Consider the following 18,000-nt stretch of genomic DNA (forward strand, 5'->3'; position numbering starts at 1 on the left):
TGCGCCTACTCCTCCCCCGCGAGCAGGGCAGCGTTGCCGCCGGCGGCGGCGGTGTTGACGGTGACGGTCTGCTCCGTCGCAAAGCGCGTGAGGTAATGCGGGCCGCCGGCCTTGGGGCCGGTTCCGGACAGGCCGTTGCCGCCGAACGGCTGCACGCCGACCACGGCACCGATCATGTTGCGGTTGACGTAGACATTGCCGACCGACAGCCGTTCGACGATGGCATCGACCGTGTCGTCGATGCGCGAGTGGATACCGAGCGTGAGCCCATAGCCGGTGCGCTCGATCGCGGCCAGCACGCGCTCGAGATTTTCGGCACGGTAGCGCACGACATGCAGGACGGGGCCGAACACCTCCTCGGTGAGCTTGCCGGCATCGGCGAGCTCGAAGATATGCGGTGCCACGAAGCAGCCCTCGGGCGCACTACCTGCAAAATGCAACCGCGCCTCCGTCTTCATTCGGGCAATGTGCGCGTCGAGCCGCTGCTTGGCCTCGCGGTCGATCACCGGGCCGATATGGGTCGCGACGTCACTGGGATTTCCGATCTTCAACTGGCGCGCGGCGCCAGCGATCATCTCGATCATGCGGTCGGCGACGTCCTCCTGCACGAATAGGAGCCGCAGTGCCGAGCAACGCTGGCCGGCCGAACGAAAGGCGGAGGTGACGACGTCATCGGCGACCTGTTCGGGCAGCGCGGTCGCATCCGCGATCATGGCATTGATGCCGCCGGTCTCCGCGATCAACGGCGCGATCGGTCCGTCCTTGGCGGCGAGCGTGCGGTTGATCGATCGGGCGACCTCGGTCGAACCGGTGAACACGACGCCGGCGATGTCGGGATGCGCAGTCAGCGCGGCACCGATCCGGCCGTCACCGGTGACGAGGTGCAGCGCGTTTGCCGGAACGCCCGCTTCGTGCAGCAGCCGCACGGCCTCGCGTGCAATCCGCGGCGTCTGTTCGGCGGGCTTTGCCGCCACGCTGTTGCCGGCCATCAGCGCCGCCGTCACCTGGCCGAGGAAGATCGCGAGCGGAAAATTCCACGGCGAGATCGCGACGAATACGCCGCGGCCGCGCAAGGCCAGCGCGTTGCTCTCGCCGGTGGGGCCCGGCATCGCCTCAGCCGTGCCGAACAGCTTTCGGCCCTGCGCGGCGTAGTAGCGGCAGAAATCGGCGGCTTCGCGTAGCTCAGAGAGCGCGTCGTCGAGCGTCTTGCCGCCCTCGCGCTGGAGCAGCGCGATGAAGTGGGGAGCCCGCTGCTCCAGGAGATGCGCGGCCTGCTCCAGCGCCGCCGCGCGGGTGCCCGCAGACGTTCGGCTCCATGTCGCAAAGCCCGCCCGCGCCGCGGCGACCGCTGCGTTCGCCTGCTCGGGCGTGGCATCGGCGACGGGCTTGAGGTCGGTTGGATCGCCCGCGACGTCGGTCAGCAGGCGATCGAGCGCAGCGCGCTCGCCGAACTCGACGCCCCGCGAATTGCGCCGCTCGGTCGCGAAGAGGTCGCGCGGCAGCGGGATTCTTGGGTGATGAGCAGCTTGCGGCTTGGCAATGATGTCAGCGGGGCGTTGCAGCAGGGCGGTCATCGCCACGCGATAGTCGGCGGCCAGCGCCACGAAGGACGAGTTGGCGCCGTTCTCCAGGAGGCGCCGCACCAGGTAGGCAAGCAGGTCGCGATGGCTGCCAACCGGCGCATAGGTGCGGCAGGCGAGTTTCGGGTGATCATGCGCGAGCTGCTCGTAGAGCGCCTCACCCATGCCGTGCAGGCGCTGGAACTCGAAGCCGCCGCTATCGCCGGCAAGCTCCAGCACGGTCGCAACGGTCAACGCGTTGTGGGTCGCGAATTGCGGGAAGATGCGCGGCCGCAACGCGAGCAGCCTCGAGGCGCAGGCGACGTAGTTGAGATCCGTCATCGCCTTGCGGGTGAAGACCGGATAGCCGTCGAGCCCGCGCTCCTGCGCGCGCTTGATCTCGGTGTCCCAATAAGCGCCCTTGACCAGCCGCACCATCAGTTTGCGATGATGCGCGCGGGCGAGGCCGTCGACATAGTCGATCACGGTGACCGCGCGCTTCTGATAGGCCTGGATCGCCAGGCCAAAGCCGTCCCAGCCGGCGAGCGAGGCATCGGCGAGCGTCGCGGCGATCACGTCGAGCGACAGCTCCAGCCGGTCGGCTTCCTCGGCATCGACGGTGAAGTTGAGGTCATAGGCCTTGGCGCGCTGGGCGAGTTCCAGGAGCTGCGGCACCAGCTCCTTCATCACCCGGTCGCGGCTGATTGCCTCGAAGCGCGGATGCAGCGCCGAGAGTTTGACGGAAATGCCGGGACGGTCGGGCAGGGGGCGTTCGTCGGCCGCCTTGCCGATGGTCTCGATCGCACTCGCATAGGCGTCGAAATAGCGCTTGGCGTCGGACGCGGTGCGCGCGCCTTCGCCGAGCATGTCGAAGGAGTAGCGCGGCTGCTGGCCCGAGCGCGGCCGGGCGCGCTCCAGCGCCTGCTCGATCGTCTCGCCCAGCACGAAATGGTTGCCCATCAGCCGCATCGCCTGCCGCGTCGCGGCGCGCACGGCGGGCGCGCCCAGCCGCTTCACCAGCCGGCCGATGGTGCCGTCCGGCGTCTCGCCGGGCTGGATCACGCGCGCCGACAGACCGAGCGCCCAGGCCGAGGCGTTGACCAGGAAGGCGGTCGACTTCGTTTCGTGGTGGACGAAATCGCCCTCGCCGAGCTTGTCCTCGATGAACTGGTCGGCGGTGCGGGCATCCGGCACGCGGAGCAGGGCCTCGGCCAGCACCATCAGCGCCAGGCCCTCCTTGGTCGAGAGCGCGAATTCGCGCAGCATGTCCTCGACCCCGCCGAGCCGGTCGTCACGCTTGCGGACCGCCTCGATCAGCCGCGTGGCGGTGCGGTCGATCCGCGTCTCCTGGGGAGGGGTGAGGTGGGCCGTCCGCAACAGCGTGGCGGCAATCTCGGCATCGTCGGGCGCGTAAGCCGCACTGAAAGGGGAGGGATTGTTCGGCATGGCGTGTCCTGTGTTACCTCCAAGCTAATCCGCACATCGCCGTAGTTCGATAGACAAGATAACGATTTTGCCTTAGATAATAAAGCAGAATGGCAAAAACTAAGCGAATAATATGGATCTCGATAAAATCGACCGGAGAATCCTCTCAATTCTCCAGGAGGATGGGCGTATAGCCAATGTCGAGCTCGCCGAGCGCATCGGCCTGTCGCCGACCTCGATCGGCGAGCGGCTGAAGCGGCTCCAGCGCGAGGGTTTTGTCGAAGGTTATGGCGCCCGGCTCAATCCGCACCGCCTCGGGCTCGGCCTGCTGGTGTTCGTCGAGGTGCTGCTCGACAAGACCACGCCGGACAATTTCGAGCGGTTCGCGCGCGCGGTGAAGCTCGCGCCCGAGGTGCTCGAGTGTCACATGGTTGCCGGCGGCTTCGACTATCTTGTGAAGGCGCGCCTTCCCGACATGGCCGCGTATCGGCGCTTTCTCGGCGAGACCTTGCTGTCGATGCCGGGCGTGCGCGAGACGCGCACCTATGCGGTGATGGAGGAGATCAAGCGCGACGCACCTTTGCCGGTCGGCTGAAAACGTGCCGTCGCGATTGTCTGAGAGGTTGTGTCGATCAGGGGTCTTTTCGCGCAAAAAAACCTACCCCTCGCGCAATCGCAACGCCTGTCGTCGAATGCACTTGATCGTCTTCTAAATTTTTTGGCCCGTGCTCCCGGATCCGATCCGGGAGGCGGCGAAATGCCGGAGGGCTTATACCTTGAGGTTTTCGGCGGACGTCTTGCCCCGGTTTGCGATCTCTTCATACTCCACCGTCTGACCCTCGTTCAGGGTGGACAGACCGGCTTTCTGAACTGCCGAGATATGCACGAACACATCCTTGCCTCCCGACGCAGGCTGGATGAATCCATAACCCTTCGTCGGGTTGAACCACTTGACCGTACCTTTGGGCATCACGTCTTCTCCGCGGGACTTTCCTCCACAAGCACGAGCCGCCAGTCCCCGCAAACCGGCCGGCTCGGTCGGAGCAGGATACGCGGAATGTTACGGGCTTGGTAGCTCAAACCACGCCGTTAGCCTGCGGAAATTCGCTCAACTTCGCGGCGCTTCTGCCAGTTTTGCCCGTTTTGCGGTCATTTGAGCGGCCGGCTGCCCCTCAATAGGTCGCCGCGAGATACTCGACGATCTTGCCGACATCGGCATCGTCGATCGGCGCGCCATAGACCTTGATCATCTTTGTCACCTCCGCCTGCCAGAAGGCTTGCCTGTCCTTCATCGGTGGCTGGGTGTTGACGTAGTCGGCCGAGTGGCAGGCCGTGCAGTTGTTCTTGACCACGTCGAGATTGGGTCCGGGCTTGAAGACGGCGACCTCGTCCGGATTCTGGTAGCCGATGGGGGCGGCGGTAACCGAGCCGAGCAGGCTGGCCGCGAGAGCGAGGGTAACGAGAATGGTGCGCTTCATCGTCGTTCTCCTTCAGGCGACCGTGACCCGGACGGTTTCGACGACGTTGCGCAAGTAGCCGGCCGGGTTCCAGCGTGGCGTGTCCGGCTGGGTTTCGCCGCCATTGCTGGTCGCGCGCACCTTCAACTCGGCCGGGCCGGCTGCGAGCTTCACCGGCAGCCTCCATTCGCGGAAGGAGTATTTGCCGAGATCCTTGCCGAGCTTGGCTGGTGTCCAGCTTTTCCCGCCGTCAATCGAGACCGACACCTCCTTGATGCCCGTGCCGCCGTCGAAGGCGATGCCGCGCAGCGTGGCGCGGCCGGCCTTCAGCTTGGCGCCATCGGCGACGCTGGTGATGAAGGAGCGGATGGTGAAGCGGTTGATCGGGATCGTCGCCTTCGGCACGGTTCCTGGCTCGACGCAATTGCAGGGTGTGTCGGGGATGCGATAGGCCGACTTCATCCAGAAGCCGTCGTAGACATTGTCGATGACGGTGATCTCGTTGAGGTGCTTGACCCAGTAGGTGCCGTAATAGCCGGGCACGATAAGGCGCAGCGGGAAGCCGTTGAGGAACGGCAGGTCCTCGCCGTTCATGCCATAGGCCAGCATGACCTCGCCGTCGGTCGCATGGTCGAGGTCGAGCGCCTTGACGAAATCCGGGGTCTTGTCGCTGACCGGGCCGTCCATGCCATTGAAGGTGACCTGCTTGGCGCCAGCCTGCACGCCCGCCAACTCGAGCACGGCCTTGAGCGGCACGCCGCGCCAGCGCGCGTTGCCCATCGCGCCGTTGGCGAGCTGACCGCCGGCGACGCGCGGATCGGAGAAGCCGCGGCTGTTGCCGGAGCACTGGTTGACGGCGACGATCTCGGTCGCCTTCATCTTGTGGATGTCCTTCAGCGACAACTTGAGCGGCTTGTCGACTTTGCCCTTGACCTCGAGCGTGAACTTGTCGGGATCGAGATTGTAGGGGAGGTCGGAGAGGTGATAGCGGACGAAGAACGCGTTGTTCGGCGTGAGCGGGCCGTCGTTGAAGATCGCGAATGGCGTCTCGAGCTGCGGCGGCCGGCTGGTCAGGACGATCATCGGCCGCTTCTGCGGATATTTCACCAGCGGCCGCTCGCCGTTGGCGAAAGGCAGGGTCACGGTGTCCAGGGCCAGCGTCTTGGTCGAGCTCAGTGTGGCTGCGATTGCGGCAAGTCCCGCTCCTTTGAGCAGGTCGCGTCTGTCGATCATTGTCTCCTCCCGGAGTATTTCGGTCGAGTCGCGGTCATCACCGCTGATCTCGCGATCATCTGTCGCATCGGCGGGTGCGAAGTCAATTCGTGCTTTCGCAGCGTGACACGACGCTGCGCTGCAAAAAAGGCGGTGTTACGCTGCGACGCGCGTTTGCCAAATCGATCCAGCCGGGCTCGCTGCACCTCTCCCGCTTGCGGGAGAGGTCGGCGCGAAGCGCCGGGTGAGGGTTTCCTCCTCTTGGAGGGTCTCGCTTGGGAAGCGCCCTCACCCCAACCCTCCCCGCAAGCGGGAGAGGGAGCGCACCTCGCGCCTTATGCCGCGACGCGCTCACCGCCTGCGATGAGGGGTGACAATTTTCTCGTATCCGCGATCACGCGTACGGTCAGCGGCTCGTCGCGGCCGCGGATCGCGACCTCCTGCTGCGGCAGCGCGTCCTCGGCAAGACCCGCGGTGCGTCGGACTTCGTCGGAGGCGATGGCTTCGCAGGCGAGCGTCTTGGTCATGTCCTGCAAGCGCGCCGCGACATTGACGGCATCGCCGAGCGCGGTGAACACGATGTGGTCGCGATAGCCGATGTCGCCGATGATCACCTCGCCGCCGTGAATGCCGATGCCGAAGCGGATCGGTTGGCGCAGGTCATGGCTCAGGAGCTCGTTGAGTTCGTCGACATGGCTGGCGATGCTGCCCGCCGCGCGCAGTGCCTGGCGGCAGGCGGTTTGCGGATTGGCCGACAGGCCGAACAGCGCCAGCATGCCGTCGCCGACGAACTGGTTAGGCTGGCCGCCATTCTCGATCACCGCCTGCGAGACCGCTCCCAAGAAGCGGTTGACGATGAAGACGGTATCGAACGGCAGCCGCTTCTCGGCGAGCTGGGTCGAGCCGCGCATGTCCACGAACAGGCTGACGAGATAGCGCTCCTGGCCGATTCGAGTGGGCCTTGAGCCTTCCGTGCTCGCCGCGGTGTGCGGCGTGAACAATTGGAAGAAGGAGAGATCGCAGGTCGGCCGCAGCTGACAGGCGAGGCGGATCGACGGATCGGTGGTGCCGACGCGCGCAAGCACGAAGGCTTCGCGCTGCGAGGGCTCGGGGAGGATGCCATGATCGCCGATCACGCGGATGCGGCAGGTCGAGCAGCGCGCGCGGCCGCCGCAGACGCTGGCATGCGGCACGTTGTGACGCAGGCTCGCCTCCAGCACGCTGAGGCCCTTCGGCACGCGCACCGTCTTGCCGTTGCCGTAGGACAGCGTGATCATGCCGCCGCGCCGCTCATGCAAACCCCGCACGCCACGTGCGAGCAGCACGATGCCGAGCAGGCCGAGATACCCGATCACGAGCCCGCCGGTGATACGGTCGAGCGTGTTGGCTTGCGCGACGGTGCCGACCTGGCGCTGGGTCAGATTGGCCGCGCGCCAGTCCGCATCGTCGCTGTCGGCGGCGACGCTGCGTCCGCCCTGGTAGATGCCGAGCATCGCCAGCGTCGGGATCAGCACGGCCGCGGAAAGCAGCCAGGGCGCGGCGCGCTGGAAGAACGGCTTCATGCGCAGCCAGAAATAGAGCCCGATGCAGCCATGGACCCAGGCGACGACGAGCAGGATCGTCATCTGCCACAGCCGGGTGGAGGACGCGACGAAGAACAGATAGAGCTCCTGCGGATAGAGCTTCTCATGTCCATACAGCGTCCCGGCGAGCCGCACTCCGATCAGATGCGCCATCGCCAGTGCAGGAATGCTGAGGCCCAGCACGAGCTGGAGCGGTTCGACCGTCTTCCAGCGGAACTGGCGGCGCTGATAGAGCGCAAACACGCCGAGCCCGGCATGCACCAGTGCCGCCGTGTAGAACAGGATCGCGACGGGCAGGAACCGCCAGAACAGGACGTGGTAATAGACGCCCGCCTGCATGGCCTCGACCGAGATATTGCCGAGCGCATGGTTGAGGAAATGGCTGACAACATAGGCAAACAGGATGACGCCGCAGACCAGCCGCACCTGGCGAATGCCGGTGCCGCGGAACAGTTCGGAAAATCGCGCGAGAGCGGTTGCCATGATTCGGTTTGTATCAGTCCATCATGTAGATCAGCTATCGTAGAGTTTAATTCCAGCCGAGAACAGCTTGCCGATCACTTGCGCGGCATGGTGCCGGATACTCCGAATCGTAGGGGGCAAAGCCACCGGGTCGCGCGCGCGCCCGATGACAGGCTCCGCGTGCCCACCATCAAGAGCCGTGTCCAGAGTGGTGGGCACGGCGCTGACGCGCCTTTGCGCACCCGGCAATTCCGGCTGGCATCAGACACATCCGGCAACATCCCCGCATTGACTCCCCCTCCCAAGTCGGGGAAAAGCGCGCCCGTGACGACAGCCCCCGACATGACAGCCAAGCCCGACGGCGCCGCGCGCCGGCACATCATCATCGCCGCGCTCGTGATCGCGGCGATGACGCTTTTGCGCATCGTCTATGCCTCGACGCTCGAGCTGCGCACCGACGAGGCCTATTACTGGACCTGGTCGAAGGAAGCTGCGCTGAGCTTCCTCGATCATCCCCCGGGCATCGCCTGGCTGATCCGCTTCGGCACCGCGATCTTCGGCGACACGCCTCTCGGCGTCCGCTTCGGCGGCATCGTGGCGATGCTGGTCACGCAGTGCCTGCTTGCCGATATCGTGCGCCGCGTCACCCGCGACGGGCGTGCAATCGTGTTCGCGCTGTTGATGCCGGAGGCGGCGCTCTATTACGGGCTGCTGATGTCCAAGGTCGCGCCCGACGTCGCGATGATCCCCGTCGCGGTCGCGATGTTCTGGTCGTTGGTGCGGCTGACGGAGAGCGGCGATGGCCGCTGGTGGCTTGCGGCCGGTCTGTTCGCGGGGCTCTCGCTGCTATCCAAGTTCACCGCGATCATGTTCCTGCCCGCCGTGATCGCCTTCGCGCTGGTGCCGGATTGGCGCTGGCGCTGGCTGCGCAGCCCCTATCCCTATCTCGCCGTGCTGATCGCAATTGCCGTGTTCTCGCCGGTGCTGATCTGGAACGCGCAGCACGATTGGGCCTCGTTCCGCTTCCAGGGCGTGCGCGCGACCGCGAATTACGGCGTCTCCTGGCGCACCGTCGGCGACTACGTCGGCCTGCAATTCGGCCTTGTCGGCTTCGTCATGCTGCCGGTGGTGCTGTCGGGCCTGACGCTGACGGCGTGGCGCGGTTACCGCACGCGTGAGCCGGTCGCGATTCTGCTTTCGACCGCGGTGCTGGTGCCGCTCCTCTACTTCCTCTGGAAATCGCTCACCTTGCGGGTCGGCGATACCTGGCCGATGTTCATGTGGCCGGTCGGGTTTGCCGCCGCGGCCATCAACCTCGTGACGCTGCCGCGCGAGGGCTGGTCCGAGCGGATGACGAGGTCGGCGAACTTCTGGGCCAACACGGCCGTCACGACCGGCATCGCTTTCGTCGTCGCGGTGTTTCTCTACTACATGGTCGCGCCCTGGAATTTCCTCGGCAAGATCGATCCGATCGGCGCCGAAGCCGGCTATGACGAGGTCGCGGCGCGCGCGCAAGCGCAGCTCGCCGAGACCGGTGCGACCTGGATCGCGACGACGGACTATCGCACCTACGCCATGCTGCGCTGGCTGCTTCGCGGCCGCGTGCCGGTCATCGAGATCAACGAGCGCGGCCGCTTCCAGGACTTTCGCGATCCCGGCATCGACCGGATCGCCGGCCATGCCGGCCTCTATGTCGGACGCGAGCCCGACAATCGTCTGCCGCTGTGGAATTCATTGCCGGTCACGCGCGAGCTGCTCGAACAGGTCGACCGAAGCTGGCGCGGCCTCGTGATGGATACCTATGCGCTGGAAAAGCTCACCGGCTGGACCCCGGAGCTCTCGCCGCCAAAGGACTCGCCGCTGTTCCAGTGGCGTGTGCTTGCGGGAGATCGCGAGATGCGCGCTGTCGCGTAGCGGCCGCGGATTCCTGCCTCTTCCCTTCTCCCCTTGTGGGAAAAGGTGGCGCGAAGCGCCGGATGAGGGGTTGTCTCCGCGAATACCAATGCAAGAGGTTCACTCGCGGAGAGAACCCCTCACCCGGCTTTGCTTCGCAAAGCCACCACAAGGGGAGAGGGTGCAGTGTCCGAGTGGCGCGAACGGCTACTCCTCGTCGTCCTTCTTACGCAGCAGATCAGTCGCGAGATCTGACAGCTTCGGCCGCGGCAATGCTGCGAACGGCAGCGGACGCGTGACGTCGATGGCGGCGAGCCCGAGCCGCGCCGTCAGCAATCCATTGAGCACGCCTTCGCCCAGCCGCTGCGACAGTTTTGCTGCAATCCCGTGGCCGAGCATCTGCTGCACCAGGCTGTCGCTCGCGGCCATGCCGCCGGTGATCGCGAGATGGGCGATGACGTGGCGCAAGAGTCGGATCATGCCGAGCGCACCGGGGCGGCCGCCATAGAGCCGCGCGAGCTGGCGGATCAGGCGCAGCGAGGCCACGAACACGAACAGCACGTCGATCAGCGCCCGAGGGCTCACCGCGGTGACGATCGAGACCCGCTGCGCTGCAGATGACACCAGCCGCCGCGCTTCCGCATCCAGCGGCGTCATCAATTCGCGCTCGGCGAGGCGGATCATGTCGGCACCGTCGATGATCTCGCCGGCGTGGTTTTGCAGCGTCGCGCGGGCGCGTGCGAGCTGCGGGTTTTGATGCGCGATACGCAGGAGATCCTGTACGATGACGCGGCTCTCGGCGCGGTTGTCGCTGGCCAGCACGCTGGCTGCGCGCTGGTGCAGCTTCTCGATGGTCGCGAGCCGGGCGAGGCCGAAGGCCTCGCGTCCGACCACGACCGCGAGCGCGAGTGTAGTCACGAATGCCAGCGCGAGACCGACGATGCCGAGGCTCTCGCTGCGCGCGAAGAGATCCTCGATCAGATGGACGACGCCCAGCCCGACCCCGAGCAGTGTCAGGCCGGCGAGGCCGGACCAGAACAGCGTGCCCCAGGGGAAGCCGCGCCGCACCACGACCGGCGTCTCGACCGGCACGGGCAGCGCCAAAGGATCGGGCTCGGGCGTGATCTGGATCGCGCCACGACTGAGCCGTGCGTGCTCATCGGCTTCCGTCACGACGACGCCGGGGTCATCCAGCCGGAACGTCGCGGGCCGCCGCTGCTGGTGTCGCTCGTTCATTCCAACCTGTCTCCGATCAGGAACTGCAAGGCACGGTCAAGGCGGATGTGAGGCAGCGCCGGCTCCTCGGATCCCTCCCGCTCGAGTTTTGGCGGACGGAAGCGCAGGAAGCGGAAGTCGCTCGTCTCGGCGGCGGTCGAAAGCCCGCGGAAGGTATCGGCGCCGTTGAAAAGCGCTTCAGGGTCGGCAGGCAGATCGCCGGGAAAGGTCGCCACTTCCGTATTGCCGTCAAAAAACTCGCCGCCGGCGCTCTCGCCGGCCGCGGGCGTGCCAAGGATCGACGGCAGTCTGTCGCGGCCGCGCGCGACCTGCGCCTCGCGCGTCGCGCGGACGGCGGCGAGCGCCACCACGTCGATCTCAGCGCCAGTGCTTTCAGCACGCGCCACGGCCCGCGCGACCGCGCGCCGCAACACGGCCTCGAGCCGGTCGTGGCTGGAATGATGCAAATGATCGGCCTTGGTCGCCGCGAACAGGATGCGGTCGATGCGCGGGCGGAACAGGCTGGAGATGAAGGTGCTACGTCCGATCCGGAAACAATCCAGAATGCCGGCGAGGGCGGCTTCGAGGTCATGCAGCGCCTCGGGGCCGGAGTTGAACGCGGCGAGCGCATCGGCCAGCACGATCTGCCGGTCGAGCCGGGCAAAGTGGTCGCGGAAGAAGGGGCGCACCACGACGTCCTTGTAGGCGTCGTAACGGCGCACCATCATCGCCCAGAGCGATCCCTCCGGCGCCTGTCCATCGATGGGCACATCGAGCGGCGCAAAGGTCAGTGCCGGCGAGCCGGCGAGACCGCCGGGCATCAGGAAGCGGCCGGGCGGCAGCAGGCTCATGGCAAAGCGCTCGTCGCGACAGGCGCGCAGGTATTCGGTGAACAGCCTTGCCGAGGTCAGCGTCGCCTGCTCGTCCTCGGCCGCCTCGGGCTTGAGCGTTGCCAGATGCGCGTGCCAGTCGGCCGCCAGATGCGCCCGGGGCGCTGCGCGCGACAGCGCCAAACTTTCCGCCGACCATTGCTCGTAGCTCTTTAGCAGCAGCGGCAGGTCGAGCAACCATTCGCCGGGATAGTCGACGATGTCGAGCGTCAGCGTGCGGTCGGCACCGCTCTGGCGCTGGTAGTCGATGACGAGGCGAAGCTCGCTGATGTCGACGGTGGAGTTCGGCCAGCGCCGGTCCGCGGTCAGCGCGCGCAGATGGTTCTCATAGTCGAAGCGCGGCACGGCATCGTCGGGCTGCGGCGCGAGTTTTGCACGTGCGATGCGGCCGGAGGCAAAGGCCTCGAACACCGGAAAGCGGCCGCCGCGCGTCAGTCCATGGATCAGCGCGGTGATGAACACGGTTTTACCGGCCCGCGACAGGCCTGTGACGCCGAGTCGGACGGTGGGATTGAAGAAATGCTCGCCATAGTCGAGGAGCGCCCGGGCCGATAGGCGCGCCTCTTCGACCATATCCTGGAAGCTGAATGCCATGGGGGAGGGCGAGGGATCTCGTGCTGGCTTTCTTGCCGGCGGAATACGCAAATTGGACTAGTCACAAAGGTGGCAACTGCCTGACGAAAATCAAGCTTCATACTTCCACCGCGTTTTCGGGCGAACCAGCCCTTGAACGTCTCGCCGACCCCGTAAGACCCACATCAGAGTGCCACAGCGTCGCCTTCGAACTGCCATGACAGTTTTCAGATTGAAACAACTTGCTTCCACCTCCGTCCAAGCCGCTGCCGATGCCATCGGCTGGGACTATGACCGCGCCGAGCTGATCGCCGACGCCGTCATCCACGCCATCGGCGTGCTCTTGGGCATCGTCGCGGCGACCGTTCTGGTGGTGCTGACCGTGCTCTATGCCAGCGCCGTCGACATCGTCGGCGTCTCGATCTACGCCGCCGGCCTGCTCTCGATGCTGGTGCTGTCGGCGACCTATAATCTCTGGCCGGTATCGCCGGCCAAATGGATATTGCGGCGTTTCGACCACGCCGCGATCTATCTCCTGATCGCTGCGACCTACACGCCGTTCATCCTGGAACTGAAGGACAGCACCTTCGCGCTGGCGCTCCTCGTCGGTGTCTGGTGCGTGGCGATCTTCGGCATCGTGCTGAAGCTCGGCTGGCCCGGGCGCTTCGATCGCGTCGCCGTCGGTATTTACCTCGCCATGGGCTGGAGCGGCCTGATGCTCTACGACGCCGTGGTCAAGGCGCTGCCGACCATGGCGCTGTGGTTCGTGATCGCGGGTGGCGCACTCTACTCCTTCGGGGTGATCTTCCATGCCTGGCGGCGCCTGCGTTTCCAGAATGCAATCTGGCACGGCTTTGTCTTGGCCGGCGCGGCGTGCCATTATACCGCGGTGCTCGATCTCGTCCTGAGCTGAGCACTAACAAACGCGGCATAAGAGGAGACGTCGGATGCAGGTGACCGGCAAAGTTGTGGTCGTCACCGGCGGCGCCAACGGCATCGGCAAGGCGCTGTGCGAGGTGTTTCATCAGGCGGGCGCGGCCAAGGTCGTGGTCGCGGATATGGAGGCCGCTGGCGCGAGAGCGGTGGCGGCGACCGTGAACGGCGCCGCCTTCAAATGCGACGTCGCCCAGGAAAAAGACATCGCGCACGTCATCGAGGAAACGGAGCGACAGTTCGGCCCGATCGAACTGTTCTGCTCCAATGCCGGCATCGGCGGCGGCTTCGATCCCATGTCGGCGAACGCCGGCGGCTCGTCGGACGAGCCCTGGCAGCGGAGCTGGGCGATCCACGTCATGGCCCATGTCTATGCGGCGCGGCACCTTGTGCCGCGCATGAAGGCGCGCGGCGGCGGCTATTTCCTCAACACGATCTCCGCTGCGGGCCTGCTCTCCCAGGTCGGCAGCCCCGCTTATTCGACGACGAAGCACGCCGCGGTCGGCTTTGCAGAAAACCTCGCGATCTCGCACAAGGCCCACAACATCCGCGTCTCTATCCTCTGCCCGCAGGGCGTCGACACCAACATGCTGCGCTCGATCCCCAAGGGTCCGCAAAGCGGCGACGGCGATTTGTCGCCCGAGCAGGTGGCAAAGGACGCGCTCGCCGGCATCGAGCAGGAGACGTTCCTGATCCTGCCCCACGCGCAGGTGCTCGGCTACATGCGCAAGAAGACCGAGAACTACGACCGCTGGATCGGCGGCATGGCCAAGATCCAGGCCAAGATGCGCGAGGAATTCGGGAAGTAGGCGTAGCCGCCGCCACATTTGAAGTCGTCATGCCCCGGCCTGACCGGGGCATCCAGTACGCCGCGGCTTCTCCGTATCCCCGCGCTGTCTCTGGAATACTGGATCGCCCGCTTTCCGCGGGCGATGACACCGAGAGTGTAGCTGGCGGCTTTAGCAATCTCGTCATTGCGAGCGCAGCGAAGCAATCCAGATTGCCTCCGCGGCGGCATTGTGGGTTGCTTCGTCGCTTCGCTCCTCGCAACGACGGGCTTCCCTAATTCTTCTGCGCGTAGAGCAGCGGCACCGCGGAATCTACGACGACCTCGATCAGGCTCGCGCCCCTTGCGCTCAGTCCTCGCTTCAACGCTTCACTGAGCTCCGCCGCCTTCGTCACCCGCACCGCTTCGCAGCCCATGCCTTCGGCGAGCTTGACGAAATCGATGCCCGGCAATTCCAGCCCCGGCACGTTGCGCACCTGCATGACCTGGCTGAAGGAGCGCATCGCCCCGTAGCCTGAATTGTTGATGACGACGACGGTGAGCGGCAGCTTGCGCTGCGCGGCGGTCCACAGCGCCTGGAACGAATACATCGCCGATCCGTCGCCGATCAGGCACACCGTGCGGCTGTTCGGCTTGCCCAGCGCCATGCCGACCGCGGCTGGCAGCGAGTAGCCGAGGCCGCCGCTCGACATCGTATAAAAACTGTCCTGGCCGCGCATCGGCATGAACTTTTGCATCGCCGGCCGGTGCGAAGGCACTTCCTCAACCAGCGAAGCACCCTCCGGCATCGCCTCGGACAGCGAATGCAGCAGGAATTCGACCGGCAGCGGATCGACCGCTTTCGGCGCGGGCGGCAGCGTGCGACCCTTTGGCGTCGCGCGCTTGCTCGCCGGCAGCATGTCGAGCAGCGCACTCAATGCCGGCTTCATGGTCGCGACGATGCTGGCGCCGACCGGCGTCACTGCGGCGGCATCCGGATCGTCGGTGATCTGGAAGATGGCCGTGCCGCCGTCGAAGATCGATGCATGACCTTCGACGTGGAAGGTGAACACCGGCGCGCCGATTACGACGACGAGATCGTGCGTGCAGAGCGCATCCGAGAGTTGGCCGGGTGAGGCGTGCAGGAAGCCTGCGAATTGCGGATGGCGCTCCGGAAAGGAGCAGCGTGCCGAGAATGGGCTGACCCAGACACTCGCCTTCGCCTTCTCCGCGACGCGCACCATGAGATCGACCGCGCCGGCGCGGTCGACGCCGGGGCCGACGACGAGGACAGGGTGCTTGCTCGCATTGAGCGCAGCGACCAACGTCTTCATCGCCTCGGGCTCGGGCCCGAGCTCGCGGCTGATCTTGCGGGCCTCGACGGGCGCGGTCGCATGGGTCCAGTCGTCGATCGGGATCGAGACGAAGGTCGGCCCGCAGGGCGGCTGCATCGCCGTGTGATAGGCGCGCGCGATCGCGGCCGGCACATCCTCGGCGCGCGCCGGCTCGACGCTGTATTTGACGTAGGGCCGCGGGAATTCGGACGCACGCTCGGCATAGAGGAACGCCTGCAACGGCAGGATCGAACGCGCTTGCTGGCCCGCGGTGATGACGAGCGGCGTCTGGTTGCGATGCGCGGTATAGATGTTGCCGAGCGCGTTGCCGACGCCGGCCGCCGAATGCAGATTGACGAAGCCGGCGTTGCGCGTTGCCTGCGCATAGCCGTCCGCCATGCCGACGGCGGAAGCTTCCTGAAGCGCCAGCACATAGTCGATGTCGTCGGGCCAGTCGCTCAGGAACGGCAGCTCCGTCGATCCGGGATTGCCGAACACACGCTTGATGCCGAAGCCACGCAGCAGGTCGAGCGTTGCCTGCTTGACGGAGACGGACTTGCTGCCGGCTTTTCCGTTCTTTGCCACTGTTTCCGTCCCCTTCTCGTTCCTCATCCTGAGGAGCGCGGAACGCGCGTCTCGAAGGATGAAGGCCCGGCTGGTAGCCTCGCCCTTCGAGACGCGCGCGAAGGGCGCGCTCCTCAGGGTGAGGGTCTACAATCTATCGCCACACCGCCGTACCCTTCATGGTCGGCTGCCCTTCCGCGTTCGCCGTCCACAGCTCAAGGCCGGCGTCGGTCTCGTTCGCGTTGACGGAAAACTCCGTTCCCTCGAACAGCGGCTGCACGCCCCGATAGCTGAACTTCTTCGGCGCCTTGCCGCCCCGCAGCTTCGCCGCCATTTCGATCATCAGCGCCGCCTGCAACGGGCCGTGGAAGACCAGGCCCGGATAGCCCTCGACCTTGGTGACGTAATCGCGGTCGTAGTGGATGCGGTGGCCGTTGAAGGTCAGTGCGGAGTAGCGGAACAGCAGTACGGGATCAGAGATGTGCGTCTCGCGGTGCTGCGCTTTTGGCGGCGCAGGCGCCTTCGCCGTCGCGGGTTGGCTGCTCGTCATCTCGCGATAGACGATGTCCTGCCGTTCGCGGATGGCGGCGCCGCGGGGCGAGGTGATCGTGTGTTCGACCGCGACGAAGCACAGCGTGCCGGTCGAGCCGGTCTTCACCGTGACGTCGGCAATACCCGAGGTCCGCGTCGTTTCATCGCCGACACGCAAGGACTGGATGAACTCGATCTCGCCGCCGGCCCACATTCGGCGCGGCAGCGGCACCGGCGGCAGGAAGCCGCCGCGGGTCGGGTGGCCGTCGGCGCCGAGCATCGACATCGGAAACACCGGCTGGGCGAGGCACCAATGCACCGTGAACGGCGCCGCGTCGCCCGTTTTGGGCTCGCCGACCTCCTGGAACAGCGTCGCGCGCAGGCCCTTGACGAGTTGCGCGGTGACGACGTCGGTCGCTTCCTGGGTGCGGCCGATCCACTGCCTTAAGTGATCGATGTCGAGCTTCTCGGTCATGACGCCTCGCTCTTGTTACTTCGTCTGGCCGGGCCGTTCGCCGATGGCGGGCACGGCGCCGTAAGTGCGCGTCTCGCCGACGATGATCGGCGCCGGTGCCGGATAGCTGACACGGCCGTTCGGCGTATCGACCTCGATGCGGCGCAGATGCGGATGGGTCGCCAGATCAGCCATGGTGTTGACCTCGGCGAAGGCGATGTCGGCATCCGACAGCCGCTTCAACAGCTCATCGCGCGTCATCCTCGCGAAGCTGTCTGCAACCGTCTTGTCGGTGAAGTCGCGGTTGCGGACGCGCTCGACCATGTTGGCGACGCGCGGATCGGCGGGCAGGTTCGGCTGGTCCAGCACCTCCGCGCACAGCGTTTTCCATTCGCGCTCGCTCTGAATCGAGATCAGGATGTCCTTGCCGTCCCGGGAGGTGAAGACGCCATAGGGCGCGATCGAGGGATGGCGCAGGCCCATGCGCTTGGGCGGATTGCCGGCCTCGGAGTTGAGCAGCGGCACGGTGCACCAGTCCGCCATGACGTCGAACATGGAGATGCGGATGTCGGCTCCTCTGCCCGTACGTCCCCGCGCAATCAACGCTTCCAGGATTGCCGCATGCGCGGTCGCGCCGGTCGCGACGTCGACGATGGACATGCCGACGCGCGAGGCGCCGTCGGGATTGCCGGTGATCGAGGCGAGCCCGCTCTCGGCCTGGATCAGGAGATCATAGGCCTTGCGATGCGCGTAGGGGCCCTCGTCGCCGTAGCCGGTGATGGTGCAGCAGATCAGCTTCGGATAATCTTTCAGCAGACGCTCACGGGAAAAGCCGAGCTTGTCCATCGAGCCGGGCTTGAGGTTTTGAATGAGCACGTCGGCGCTCGCGATCAGCTCTTCAAGCTCGGCGCGGCCCTCCTTGGTCGCGAGATCGACCACCGCCGATTGCTTGCCGCGGTTGAGCCAGACGAAGTAGCTGCTCTGGCCCCTGGCCGCCGCGTCATAGCCGCGGGCGAAATCGCCCTCCGGCCGCTCGATCTTGATCACTTCGGCGCCGGCGTCCGCCAGGCGCGACGAGCAGAACGGCGCCGCGACCGCCTGCTCGACTGCAATTACCCTGATCCCGTCAAGTGCTCCCATGGCGCGACC

14 protein-coding genes are annotated in these 18,000 nt (G+C 66.0%); 4 read left to right on the plus strand and 10 right to left on the minus strand.

Annotated features, from left to right (window positions below):
* Positions 1 to 5: 5 nt before the first annotated feature.
* A complete protein-coding gene (gene putA / locus QA640_RS06145; RefSeq protein ID WP_283039852.1) occupies positions 6 to 3,005 on the minus strand; it encodes a bifunctional proline dehydrogenase/L-glutamate gamma-semialdehyde dehydrogenase PutA in 3,000 nt (999 codons plus the stop codon).
* Positions 3,006 to 3,117: 112 nt separating this feature from the next.
* Between putA and QA640_RS06150 the strand changes: the two genes are divergently transcribed.
* Positions 3,118 to 3,579: an Lrp/AsnC ligand binding domain-containing protein gene (locus tag QA640_RS06150; protein WP_283039853.1), complete on the plus strand. Its 462-nt coding sequence runs from the start codon at positions 3,118 to 3,120 to the stop codon at positions 3,577 to 3,579.
* Positions 3,580 to 3,753: 174 nt separating this feature from the next.
* On the opposite strand, the gene QA640_RS06155 is transcribed toward QA640_RS06150, so the two are convergent.
* The 4 genes from QA640_RS06155 to QA640_RS06170 all read right to left on the minus strand — a co-directional run bounded on the left by QA640_RS06155 (position 3,754) and on the right by QA640_RS06170 (position 7,719).
* On the minus strand, positions 3,754 to 3,954 hold the full coding sequence (locus QA640_RS06155; RefSeq protein WP_027527932.1) for a cold-shock protein: 201 nt from the start codon (positions 3,952 to 3,954) through the stop codon (positions 3,754 to 3,756).
* 202 nt (positions 3,955 to 4,156) lie between these two features.
* Positions 4,157 to 4,462 carry a cytochrome c gene (locus QA640_RS06160; RefSeq protein ID WP_283039854.1) on the minus strand — a complete coding sequence of 102 codons (306 nt, stop codon included), beginning with the start codon at positions 4,460 to 4,462 and terminating at the stop codon, positions 4,157 to 4,159.
* Between the two features lie 12 nt (positions 4,463 to 4,474).
* Positions 4,475 to 5,674, minus strand: a complete 1,200-nt coding sequence (locus QA640_RS06165) for a molybdopterin-dependent oxidoreductase (protein ID WP_283039855.1) — start codon at positions 5,672 to 5,674, stop codon at positions 4,475 to 4,477.
* Between the two features lie 314 nt (positions 5,675 to 5,988).
* On the minus strand, positions 5,989 to 7,719 hold the full coding sequence (locus tag QA640_RS06170) for an adenylate/guanylate cyclase domain-containing protein (RefSeq protein ID WP_283039856.1): 1,731 nt from the start codon (positions 7,717 to 7,719) through the stop codon (positions 5,989 to 5,991).
* A gap of 321 nt (positions 7,720 to 8,040) precedes the next feature.
* Here QA640_RS06170 and QA640_RS06175 point away from each other — a divergent pair, with 321 nt between their 5' ends.
* Positions 8,041 to 9,612: a glycosyltransferase family 39 protein gene (locus tag QA640_RS06175; protein ID WP_283042732.1), complete on the plus strand. Its 1,572-nt coding sequence runs from the start codon at positions 8,041 to 8,043 to the stop codon at positions 9,610 to 9,612.
* Positions 9,613 to 9,798: 186 nt separating this feature from the next.
* Here QA640_RS06175 and QA640_RS06180 read toward each other — a convergent pair whose 3' ends face one another.
* A complete protein-coding gene (locus QA640_RS06180; RefSeq protein WP_283039857.1) occupies positions 9,799 to 10,827 on the minus strand; it encodes a TIGR01620 family protein in 1,029 nt (342 codons plus the stop codon).
* Entirely contained in the window at positions 10,824 to 12,290 is a 1,467-nt protein-coding gene (locus QA640_RS06185; RefSeq protein WP_283039858.1) for a YcjX family protein, read from the minus strand. Before QA640_RS06185 ends, QA640_RS06180 begins: the two co-directional genes overlap by 4 nt.
* A gap of 196 nt (positions 12,291 to 12,486) precedes the next feature.
* On the opposite strand from QA640_RS06185, the gene QA640_RS06190 reads away from it, so the two are divergent.
* Positions 12,487 to 13,182 carry a hemolysin III family protein gene (locus QA640_RS06190; protein WP_283039859.1) on the plus strand — a complete coding sequence of 232 codons (696 nt, stop codon included), beginning with the start codon at positions 12,487 to 12,489 and terminating at the stop codon, positions 13,180 to 13,182.
* A gap of 34 nt (positions 13,183 to 13,216) precedes the next feature.
* The gene (locus QA640_RS06195) at positions 13,217 to 14,011 is read left to right on the plus strand and encodes an SDR family oxidoreductase (protein ID WP_283039860.1); all 795 of its coding nucleotides are present in this window, start codon (positions 13,217 to 13,219) and stop codon (positions 14,009 to 14,011) included.
* Between the two features lie 253 nt (positions 14,012 to 14,264).
* On the opposite strand, the gene mdlC is transcribed toward QA640_RS06195, so the two are convergent.
* The 3 genes from mdlC to QA640_RS06210 form a co-directional block, all read right to left on the minus strand.
* Positions 14,265 to 15,887 carry a benzoylformate decarboxylase gene (gene mdlC, locus QA640_RS06200; protein WP_283039861.1) on the minus strand — a complete coding sequence of 541 codons (1,623 nt, stop codon included), beginning with the start codon at positions 15,885 to 15,887 and terminating at the stop codon, positions 14,265 to 14,267.
* A gap of 133 nt (positions 15,888 to 16,020) precedes the next feature.
* Positions 16,021 to 16,872 (minus strand): MaoC family dehydratase N-terminal domain-containing protein, encoded by an 852-nt coding sequence (locus QA640_RS06205; protein WP_283039862.1) that lies wholly within the window; start codon positions 16,870 to 16,872, stop codon positions 16,021 to 16,023.
* A 15-nt stretch (positions 16,873 to 16,887) separates the two neighbouring features.
* Entirely contained in the window at positions 16,888 to 17,991 is a 1,104-nt protein-coding gene (locus QA640_RS06210; RefSeq protein WP_283039863.1) for a CaiB/BaiF CoA-transferase family protein, read from the minus strand.
* Between the last annotated feature and the right edge of the window lie 9 nt (positions 17,992 to 18,000).

Source organism: Bradyrhizobium sp. CB82 (assembly GCF_029714405.1).
Taxonomy (GTDB): Bacteria; Pseudomonadota; Alphaproteobacteria; order Rhizobiales; family Xanthobacteraceae; genus Bradyrhizobium.